Origin of the sequence: Clostridium sartagoforme AAU1, assembly GCF_000401215.1 — a bacterium.
GTDB classification, from domain to species: Bacteria; Bacillota; Clostridia; order Clostridiales; family Clostridiaceae; genus Clostridium; species Clostridium sartagoforme.
The window spans coordinates 1-9,092 of the sequence record NZ_ASRV01000222.1 but is presented as its reverse complement, the minus strand read 5'-3'; the positions used below and the strand labels follow the sequence as shown (position 1 = coordinate 9,092).

The 9,092-nt window shown below is 28.6% G+C and carries 12 protein-coding genes; all 12 read right to left on the bottom strand.

Annotated features, from left to right (window positions below; translation table 11 throughout):
- Nucleotides 1–755: flagellin N-terminal helical domain-containing protein (locus A500_RS17560; RefSeq protein WP_016208916.1), on the bottom strand; the 755-nt coding region annotated here is incomplete at its 3' end.
- Between the two features lie 112 nt (nucleotides 756–867).
- Entirely contained in the window at nucleotides 868–1,158 is a 291-nt protein-coding gene (locus A500_RS17555) for a flagellar protein FliT (protein ID WP_016208915.1), read from the bottom strand.
- Between the two features lie 92 nt (nucleotides 1,159–1,250).
- The gene (gene fliD, locus A500_RS17550) at nucleotides 1,251–3,344 is read right to left on the bottom strand and encodes a flagellar filament capping protein FliD (protein ID WP_016208914.1); all 2,094 of its coding nucleotides are present in this window, start codon (nucleotides 3,342–3,344) and stop codon (nucleotides 1,251–1,253) included.
- A 21-nt stretch (nucleotides 3,345–3,365) separates the two neighbouring features.
- Nucleotides 3,366–3,749, bottom strand: a complete 384-nt coding sequence (gene fliS, locus A500_RS17545) for a flagellar export chaperone FliS (RefSeq protein WP_016208913.1) — start codon at nucleotides 3,747–3,749, stop codon at nucleotides 3,366–3,368.
- Between the two features lie 13 nt (nucleotides 3,750–3,762).
- The gene (locus A500_RS17540) at nucleotides 3,763–4,059 is read right to left on the bottom strand and encodes a hypothetical protein (protein ID WP_016208912.1); all 297 of its coding nucleotides are present in this window, start codon (nucleotides 4,057–4,059) and stop codon (nucleotides 3,763–3,765) included.
- Nucleotides 4,060–4,074: 15 nt separating this feature from the next.
- Nucleotides 4,075–4,425 (bottom strand): flagellar protein FlaG, encoded by a 351-nt coding sequence (locus A500_RS17535; protein WP_016208911.1) that lies wholly within the window; start codon nucleotides 4,423–4,425, stop codon nucleotides 4,075–4,077.
- A gap of 29 nt (nucleotides 4,426–4,454) precedes the next feature.
- Nucleotides 4,455–4,676: a carbon storage regulator CsrA gene (csrA, locus tag A500_RS17530; protein WP_016208910.1), complete on the bottom strand. Its 222-nt coding sequence runs from the start codon at nucleotides 4,674–4,676 to the stop codon at nucleotides 4,455–4,457.
- 250 nt (nucleotides 4,677–4,926) lie between these two features.
- Nucleotides 4,927–5,355 carry a flagellar assembly protein FliW gene (gene fliW / locus A500_RS17525; protein WP_016208909.1) on the bottom strand — a complete coding sequence of 143 codons (429 nt, stop codon included), beginning with the start codon at nucleotides 5,353–5,355 and terminating at the stop codon, nucleotides 4,927–4,929.
- A gap of 13 nt (nucleotides 5,356–5,368) precedes the next feature.
- Nucleotides 5,369–6,364, bottom strand: a complete 996-nt coding sequence (gene flgL, locus A500_RS17520) for a flagellar hook-associated protein FlgL (RefSeq protein WP_016208908.1) — start codon at nucleotides 6,362–6,364, stop codon at nucleotides 5,369–5,371.
- Between the two features lie 12 nt (nucleotides 6,365–6,376).
- The gene (flgK, locus tag A500_RS17515) at nucleotides 6,377–8,212 is read right to left on the bottom strand and encodes a flagellar hook-associated protein FlgK (protein ID WP_016208907.1); all 1,836 of its coding nucleotides are present in this window, start codon (nucleotides 8,210–8,212) and stop codon (nucleotides 6,377–6,379) included.
- A gap of 16 nt (nucleotides 8,213–8,228) precedes the next feature.
- Entirely contained in the window at nucleotides 8,229–8,639 is a 411-nt protein-coding gene (flgN, locus tag A500_RS17510) for a flagellar export chaperone FlgN (protein WP_016208906.1), read from the bottom strand.
- 1 nt (nucleotide 8,640) lies between these two features.
- Nucleotides 8,641–8,916 (bottom strand): flagellar biosynthesis anti-sigma factor FlgM, encoded by a 276-nt coding sequence (flgM, locus tag A500_RS17505; RefSeq protein ID WP_016208905.1) that lies wholly within the window; start codon nucleotides 8,914–8,916, stop codon nucleotides 8,641–8,643.
- Nucleotides 8,917–9,092 lie beyond the last annotated feature (176 nt).

The following is a 9,092-nucleotide window of genomic DNA, read 5'->3' as shown; positions in this document are numbered from 1 at the left end:
CCCTGTGGTTGTTGGTTAGCTTGAGCAAGCATTGCTTGGGCAGCTTGTGATAGGATGTTATTCTTTGAGAAATTCATCATTTCCTTTGCCATATCTACGTCTCTAATACGAGATTCTGATGCTTGTAGATTTTCTGTTGTAGTTCCTAAATTGTTAACTATATGTTCTAGCCTATTTTGTAATGCACCATATTTTGCTCTTTGTGTATTAATATCATCTATCGCCTTATCAACTGTAGTCGCAGCACTACCCGATGTTAATGCAAGAGCCTTTGTTAGTTGAGTATCTGCTGCAGCAATAGTTAGTGAATTTCCTGCATCATCTATTACAATCTTCGCAGCTTTCATTGCTGTAGCACCATTAAACTTAGTGTTTTCAGTAATATTTTTTATTTCGGCTTTTAAAGCAGTCATTTCTTCATCAACATTTGCTATATCTGTTGAACTATAAGTACCAGTATTTGCTTTTTGGACAGCAAGTTCCTTCATTCTAACTAACATATCACTTACTTCATTTAATGCACCTTCTGCTGTTTGTATTCTTGATATACCATCTTGTGCATTTCTTGCTGCTTGATCAAGTCCTCTGATTTGGCTTCTCATCTTTTCAGATATTGATAACCCTGCTGCATCATCACCAGCCCTGTTAATTCTTAAACCTGAAGAAAGCTTTTCCATTGATTTTCCTGCTGATGCAGTATTCATTGCTGAATTTCTGTGTGCATTCATTGCATTCATATTGTGATTAATTATCATTTTTATTCCTCCTTGATTTTAAATTGACATCCTTGTCTTTATATATATTTAGAACCCCTACCATTTGGTAGGAAAAATTCTCTATATAGAGTTATATTGCTTAAGCTTTATATTATATATATCGGACAGTTTTATTTAACTTTATAGTTTTTATAATTTTTTTATATTTTATACTAAAAAAGTTATTTATTTTTCTATTCTTTTCATAAGCGTTATTTGCATTTTTTATTTTATGAATTTTTTTTATTTCTTCTTTTACTATTTCTTGTTTTTCCTTTATTGTACATTCTAACTTTTTATCAAGTTCTAATATTCCATTTAATATATATATTTGCTTTATTGCCTCAACATCTATGTTACTCTCTTTGAATAATTCATCAATTAATTGTTGCCGTTTATCCATAAGTTTATCTAAATTCTCATAATTGTTATCTATATTTTGTATTATATATTCCGTTATTTTTTATATTCTTCTAATATATTTTCTATCATCATCTAGCTCATTCCTAATTGTTGCATTAGATAGCTTTGCTGAGAATTGTATTTATTCATTGTAGATTCTAGAATAGAATATTTTGAATATAAAGCTTGTTCTCGTCTTGCAAAGTCTGTTTCCATATCAGCCATTTTTCTCTCATATTCTCGTATTGATTTAGTTAAAGTATTATCATATGCTGTAACTGTACCTTCATATCCTACTTTCTTTAAGAAATTAGAATTTGATGTCATAGTTTCCTTATATAAAATATCTTTTATTCTTTGTACCAAACCTGTTTTAGAGTATTTTTGAGAGTCCGAAAGATTTTCATCTGTAGGTTTTGATTTTATAAATAAATTCATCACATCTTCTGAATTTTCTTCTAAAGCTTTTGTTAATGCATTTTCATCTATAGTAAAAGTACCATTTTTAGTTCCTTGATAATCTGCAACAGGTTTTATTCCTATTTTCTCTAAATTAAGACCGGATCCATCTACTAATGTTCTCATAGAATTCTTTAAACTATTTGATATTCTAGTTAAATCAGTATCTCTACTAAGTTGGCCTTTTTCTACTCTTTCATTCCAAAGCTTTATTTCATCCTCTGACATTTCTTTTTTTTGCTCTGCTGTTAAAGGTACGAAATTTCTATTTCTCTTGTCAGTAGTTAATTTATTTAGCTTTTCAATTAAAGTATTGTAATCATTAATAAATTTAACTAATTTATCTTTTGTTTCAGTTACATCTACTTTTCCATTAATATTTATTGTAGTGTTTTTAGGAATATCACCAGTAAACTTAAAGTTTACTCCATCTAAAGTTACGTTATTTGATGTACCAGTATGTGTGTAAACTCCACCTTTACTATTAGTAAATATAATATTAGAATCAATTCCACCTTGTGATACACTATAACTTCCACCCAATAATCCTAATTCTATTTTCGCATTTTCTCCAGTATTATTAGAAGTGAAAGTAAATTCCCCAGTTTTATTTTCTTTTACTATTATATTTAAATTTTGTTCTTTTAAAACCTTATTTAAATAATAAACTGTAGTCATATCATCTTCTAGTGTTGAAGCCTCTCCGTTTTTTAAAGATAAATCTACTAAAACCCCATTAATGGTGATTTTTTCATCTCCTGTTAAACTGAATGTTTTTGAAGCTTTCACTTCATCTTCTCCAGGAGTAAAAGTACCCTTTGAACCTCCATTTATAGTTAACTTTGGATCATCTATATTTCCAAGCTTTGTACTTTTAAAAGTTATTCCACCAGCTTCATCTATAGTAGCTTCTAAATTATACTCCTTTAAAGTATTATTCAAGACATTTTTCAACTTATCTTTATCAATAGAACCTTCTTCATTTTTAATATCAGATCCTTTTATGGTTATAGATTTAACTTCATTATTAACTGTAATGTTAATAATATTATCAGTATTCACATTAAAATTGTCAGTATTAAAACCAGTAATAGTTGCTGCAGTAGCAGCTTCATAATCTTGTGGTGAGGTAGCAGTAATAGTGCTAATGGTGGCCCCTGCCCCAATAACAAAATTACTATCTTTTCCCAAAATCGTAGATTCTAATATAAACCCACTAGCATTAGTAGTTCCATTACCTGCAAAATCTGTATAACTTACCTTTACATTAATTCCAGCCTTCTTTAAATCATTTGTTAAATTACTTGCTTTTTCTTTTTGAGTATCACCACTTAAAGTAAACTCTTTTCCATTAATAGTGATTTTATCATCCAATATTTCACTAGATGCAATAGATATTTTTGATGCCTTTGCTATATTTCCTGTAATAGTGTAATTATCAGGCTTTGCCTCTCCTCCACCAGTAACTGTTACTACATCTTCATTTGAAGAAGTAAACTTAGTAGTTGACCAATTTTTACTTAATAACAAACTATCACTTTTTGTTATATCAAAATATTTATTATAAAGTTCTCTAGAATCTTTAATTATTTCTCTGTAAAGTTTTTGTTTTATTTCAATTATATCTTTTTGTTGTCCCTTTTTATCTATTTTTATTCTATAAGGCTTCATGGAATCTGTAACTAATTTATCCATATCCAGTCCCGTTGCAAGTCCTGTTATTCTCATTTAAACACCCCCGATTTTAAATTATCTAGATCTTCTAGATATTTCATACGCTTCATACCATGTATCTCTTACACTTTCTATTACTGGCATAAGCTCGTCCATCATATCCGAATCTTTTTTTAAGTTTATTTCGAATAATCTTGTTTTTATAAAATCATAAACTGCATATATTTGTTTTGCCCAATCTCCTGCATTTTGATCTAAACTTATCATAAGTTCTGTAAATATATCTTGAACTTTAACTAAGTTTTTATGACTTTCAATTACATTCTTATCTTCTAAAGCTTGTTTAGCTATTTTAGCAAATTTTACAGCTCCATCTAACAACATTAATAGTAATTGTTCTTTTGATGCGTAGTTTACGCTATTATTTTTATATACATTTAATGCATTATTACCATACATTCTTTATTTCCTCCTACTTTTTAACATCTAAAAATGTGCCATAACCCATTGCATTTAAGTTTTCTTCTTTTTCTCCATATAAGCTTATATTAGAATTCTCTGTTTTTGTTGCATTAATAGTAATTTTCTTTTGCTTTTTCTTCACATGTTGTTTTTCCTCTTCAACATATTCATTAAAGAATTTCCTCTTTTGCTTTTCACTATCTTTATTAATCTTTATATCAGATTTTCTATGAATCTTACCATCTTTAGTTTTTTCATAAACTTTTTTCCTAATATCATTATCAATTTTATTTAGTAAGAAATTCATAGTCATTTCCTCCTATTAAGCTTTTTTGTCTATTGCAACACCTACTAGTTCCATCATTCTTGCTACTAAATCCAATATTTTTTTTGGCGGACATTCCATTATAACTTCTTTTGTATCTTGATTTATTATTTTTACCATTACATCTCCAAGCTTCTCATGGATAGAATACTCTGCATATGTATGTTCATCTTTTAGAAATTTATTTAATTTATCTACTGCTTTCGCTAAATCTTCTTCCCTATATCCTTTATTTTTATTTGTTATAGCTTCAACTACATCCTTGTTTCCAGAAAGCTTGTTAACTTCTTTATTTTGCACTGTATTTAGGTTAACTTGTCCTCCTTGACTTGTAACCTTTATTTCCATATAAACACCCCCTCATTTTTTCATTTTCCCTATTTCTTTTTCCCTAATATATTTAAAAGTTCCATATTAATTTTTGTTGCTTCTTTATTTTCATTTTGAACTTCTTCGTAAAGCTCTTTTCTTAAGATAGTCATTTCTTTAGGTGCTTTTATTGCTAGCTTAACACTACCATCTTCTATTTTTGAAATAGATATTTCTATATCATCACCTATTAAAATAGACTCTCCTTTTTTTCTTGTTATAACTAACAAACTCAACACACCTTTCTTCAGTTTACAGTTTATTTAGCTCACAGTTTACAAGGTACGGTGCACAGTTATGTAAATAATTCAGCATGGCTCAATCGAAAAAATTGTTTTACAAGCTATTTAGACCTTATAAAAAATTTAAATTTCAGAAACCACTCAATAGCTTCATCCTCAACTGTGAACTATGAATTGTGCACTGTGAACTAAAAATGCCTCATAATCTATATCATAATCTATTACTTGTCACCTTTAACTATTCCCTAGGAAAAACTCTTTCTTTTATTCCGTACGTTTCTTTATCTAAAATATATTGTTCCCCTTTTTTATTTTTTATATTTATCACTATAGGGGCCTTTAAATTTGCTGTTATATCCTCTATTTTTGAGTTTAATGTAACTATTGAATATAAAAGTGCTTCATCTGGTCCCTCTAGATTTAAGTTCTTTATTATTTCATCACTTAATTTTACCTCATAATTATCTTTTATAAAAAATGGAGATATAATTATAAATCCTATTTCTTTATCTTCTATTGATTGTAATATACTGAAAGGACTTTCTTCTTCAACTTGTTTTATTACATACTTTTTCAATCCATTAAAACCTGGTAGTCCTTTTTCAAAATGTATTATTTCATTTTTTTCGTATGTTATTTTCCCATGTATTGGTGATATTAATTCCATGTTACATCTTCTCCTATCTTAGGAAATCTAAAAGCGAAGGTTGAATAATTTTTGCACTTACTTGAAGAGAAGCCATATATACATTTTGTGCTACTGCTGCTTCTATATTTTTCTTGGCAAGGTCTATATCTTCTGTTTGTGATAATATATCTGTTAAGTTAAAATTTTGATCTTCATTTTGACTTCCTGCAGATTCCATTCTATTTTGCTTTGCACCAACTTCTGCTCTTATTCTTAAAAGATTTGATACTGTTTCATCTATAGTTTTTAAATTTTCATTTGTTATTTTTGCACTATCTATTGGATTGGCTGAAGCCACATTATTTGTTATATCCTTTAATAAATCCATAACATTAATGCTAACTCCATTTTTATCTTTAAATAATAGTAAATCCGTAGCTGAAACATTATAATCCATAGTTACACCTTGTGAAACTTCAACAGCAAGCTTTTTATCAATCATATTTATCTGATTTTGTACGTCTTCATCTAAATTATCAACATTTAAAACTTCTCCATTATTCCCACTAAGATGAAGTGAGTTGTTACCTGTAATTATACTTTTATCAGTTCCAATCGGTTTTGTGCTTCCTTTACTTCCTCCGAAAATATATTTACCATCAAAGTTAGTATTTAATATTTGAGCTATTTCATTCACTTTTTCATTCATTTCATCTTTTATTGCTCTTTTTTCATCACTTCCATAAGCTGCATTTCCAGCCGAAACCATTAATTCTCTAAATCTTCCAAGGCTATTTCCTAACTGTTCTAGGGCTGTATCTGTAGTATCTAACCAATTTATTGTATCCTTTATATTTTCATTATATTGAGTATTAGCCTTTATATCTGAATTTAACTGCATACTTCTTGCAACTTTAAAAGGATTATCTGAAGGCCTTCTAATTTCCTTTCCAGAAGTAAGCTGATCATTTATTCTCTTCATATAGCTTTGATTTCTATTAAGATCTTTCAAAAAACTTTTACTCATCATCTGATTTGTAACTCTCATTTACTTCCCCTCCTATCTCCTCAATCCATTTACTATAACATCTAAAAGTTCATCTACTGTTGCTATTATTTTTGCATTTGCACTATAAGCATGTTGGAATTGTACCAAATTTGCCATCTCTTCATCTAATGATACACCTGATACCGATGCTCTTGTTTCTTCTATACTATATAATAAATCTTCTTGATTTGTAACCATTCTTTGTGCTTCTTGAGCTTGTACTCCTAATCTGTCTATTGTATCTTTAAAATATGAAGTTAAAGTCATTCCTGATGAACTGTTTTGTAACTTTAATCCATTGCTTGAAAGAGTACTTCCACCTTTATTTTTATCGAACATATCTTTTCTTGAAATTACTTTTTCATCTATATCTTGAATTCTTATTAATGAATCTCTAAGCTGTGCTATTGCCAATGCTCTAGCTCCATCACTTTCTCCATCAACATTATTTTCATTGGTATATGCAAATAAATCATCATGAGTCCTAGTTTTTATTTTCATTACATCTTCTAGAATTTCTTTATTTACAGATATATTCTTGGCTGTTATATTTTGCTCTGATAATAGTGTTTCATCTATATTTTGTAAAAACCCATTAGCCCTATAGCGTGCTATATCGTTGTTTACAAAAAACGGTAGAAAATCTTTCTCGGGTCCAGCTGTGTTGTTTAATGGATCTTCTATTCCACTATGAACAGCATTTACAGAAAATGCTATTGATTTAGCTAATTTATTTAGTTGATTCATATAATCTTCTATATCCTTTTGTACTGATACAAGTCCATTAATACTGCCTGTTTCAGGCTTAAACATCATAAGTTGTGAAGAGCTTATTGTTTCTCCATCTCTTATTGGATAGCCATCTCCTTTGGCTGCTTGTCCATTTTTATCAGCCCACAAAATTCTATTATCTTTAATTTCTTTTGCTTGCTCAGGCGTTAAATTTGCTATTTTTAAAGTTTGTTTATTAGATTCACTATTCATATTACCGTTTTTATAATATGTAACTATATAAGTATTTCCTGATAAATCACTTGAATCTAATTCAACATTGCTTACATAAGAAAATCTACTAACATCTACATTTGGACTAGAGTTTACTAAATTAGGAGTTGTTATTTTCCCATCTGCTACAGGTTTTACATCTATTCCATTAAATTCTTTTTTATCCACTTGGATACCAAATTTATAACTTAATTCATCTAATAAAGTATCTCTTTTATCCATTAAATCATTTGGAGTATTTCCTGCAACAGTTACGTTTATTATTTCTTGATTAACTCTATCTAATTGTTCTAAAACACTATTTACCTCAGTAACAGAACTCTTTATCATATCTTGAGCATTAGTCTGTAAATTCTCAAGTTTTGTATAAGTTGCATTTAATGCATCTGCTAAAGCTGCTGTTTGTTGAGCTACTACAGTTCTTGCGTTTGAACTATTGGGTTGCTTTGATAACTCTTGAAATGAATCAAAAAACTTTCCCATTAAAGTAGAAATTCCAGTATCGGATGGTTCATTAAAAACACTTTCCACTTGATAAAGGAAATTGCTTCTCATATCATATTTTCCTAAAACTGCATTTTCATTTCTTACTTGGTAATCCAAGAAACTGTCTCTAACTCTCTCTATGGCTTGAACTTGTGCTCCTGTTCCAAGTTGTCCTGCTTGAACAGATGAACCCATAGAAGTCCCTCCATAAGGTCTCGTTGTTTCTATTTTCGCTCTTTGTCTTGAATATCCAACAGTATTAGAGTTAGCAATATTATGAGAAGTTACATCTATGCTTTTTTGTTGTACATTCATCCCTCTTTTAGCTACATTGAATGTTGAAAATAACCCTGACATCTTTTACCTCCCCATATTATCTTCTTATATTTCCGTAAGAGTTATAAATCGGTATATCTCTTTTAGGATTTATAAGATTTAAAAGCTTATTTGTAAAACTTAACTGTTGTTTAATTAGTAAATCATTAGTATCTTTTTGAAGTATCATTTGGTTTAACAATTTTTGTATTCTTCTATATGAATTTTCTAACTCTTCATTCTTTGAAGATAGTACAATATCTTTAATAGATTCTTTTCCCAATACTTTCCTTCTATTAACTTCACTTTCTGCAACAGCTTTATTTTTTAATTTTATTTCTTCAACTACTGATTCCATTCCAAATACATCTTTATTTATAATTAATTTATATTGTTTATCCAATAATATTAATAATTCATTTAGCTCTTTTTCCTCTTCTTTAATCACTGCTATTAAACTATTTATCATATTATTCTTTTCCCTTCATGGTATCTAGCATTCCCTTAGCAATAAGTTTTGCATCGTATCCATACGTTCCATTTTGAATACTATTTTTAATCTCTACGATTTTTTTACTATTATCATAATTACTTTCATTAATTGAATAATCATTTAATATTTTAGCTTCATCTGATAATTCAATTCTGTCATAAACTTGTTTTTTTTCTAATTTTTCTATTTTATTAGAAGTTACCTTATTATAATAGTTTATTCCATTTGTGTAACCTACACCCTTAATGTTCATAATTGCCTCCTAATAATCTCATTTTAAAATACTTCTATCATTCTATATATTTATTTATCGTAATAAATCTCTATAAGTTTAGCCATTAATTCAAATTTTATTAATCTTCACATTTGTAAAAAATGCGAAGCATTTTTCAGTTCACAGTTCACAAGGTACAATGCACAGTTGTAAAA